The following is a 1,097-nucleotide window of genomic DNA, read 5'->3' on the forward strand; positions in this document are numbered from 1 at the left end:
CATTCCTGCGGCGGATGTCCTGCGTGACGAACAACTCGGCCAGGCGCGTCTTGCCCACCCGCGTGGTGCCCAGCACCAGCGAGTGCCCGACGCGCTCGCCCAGCGGCAGGCTGACGTCCACTTCGTCGGGCTCGATGCCGTGCAGCCTTGGCAGGCCGCCGACAGGCGGCAACGGGCGCACGGGGTTGAAAGGCGCGTCCCAGCCGGTGAGCTTCGGCAGGCGCGAGAGCGGCAATGGCGCGAACTCCAGCCGTTCCTCCAGGCGCCTGGTCAGCCGGTAGGCCGGCGTCGGCTCGACGTAGCGGCGGAACTCGGGCCGGTACGTCTGCATCAGCCGATGCGTGTGCTTCTGCTCCCAGAGAAAGCCGCGCCCCACGAATAGGCGCTGCTGGCTGACCGGCACGTCCTTGCTGGTCATCACGTAACGCGGCAGACGGCGGATGTTGCGCCGGTAGCGCAGGATGATGCGGGCATCGCGGTAGCGGATCGCGCCGTAGGCGCCGAACGCCAAGGCGCTGCCGATGCCCATGGCCGGGCTCAGCGCGAGCGACCATGGGGCCACCAGGCACAGAAACGCGGCGCCTGCACACGCCGCGACGGTGTATAGCTCCACCGCTGGGCGTAGCAGAACCTCGACCGGCTGTTTGCCCGACATGGCTTCATTGCTCGATGCCGGTGGCCGTGATCAGCGCCGGGTAGTGCCGCAGGCCCAGGCGATCGGCCAGGTCGTCGCCGGCCACGGGCGCGAGCGGCACGCCCGGCACCAGGGCGCGCAGCCGCGCCAGGCCCTGCGCGGTCTCGACGTTGACGACCAGGCCGACCGCGCCACGTTCGCGCAAAGCGGCGGCGCGGCGCTGCAACCAGGCCCGGGAAGCCTCGTCGTCGCCGATGACCACGAACGGCCGCAGGCCGGGCGCTTCAATCACACGCCGCGCCACGGTGCCAGGCGTGAGCTTGGCGCTGCGCACCGGCAGCATCGCGGCTTCGTCCGCCCGTGTGGCAGGAACCTGGGGCGTCGGGATGGACGGCCGCGCCGGTGCGTTGGCGCGCGGCTGGAGATTCAGGGCTTCGTAGTACGGCAATGCCGACGTGCCGCC

2 protein-coding genes are annotated in these 1,097 nt (G+C 71.5%); both read right to left on the reverse strand.

What is annotated here, in order from left to right:
• Positions 1–655, reverse strand: a 655-nt coding sequence (locus HNR75_RS15420; protein ID WP_425506838.1) for a P-loop NTPase family protein, incomplete at its 3' end; no start/stop codon positions are given.
• Positions 656–659: 4 nt separating this feature from the next.
• Positions 660–1,097: integrating conjugative element protein (locus tag HNR75_RS15425; protein WP_188027825.1), on the reverse strand; the 438-nt coding region annotated here is incomplete at its 5' end.

Source organism: Tolumonas osonensis, assembly GCF_014202415.1.
Classification (GTDB): domain Bacteria; phylum Pseudomonadota; class Gammaproteobacteria; order Enterobacterales; family Aeromonadaceae; genus Tolumonas; species Tolumonas osonensis.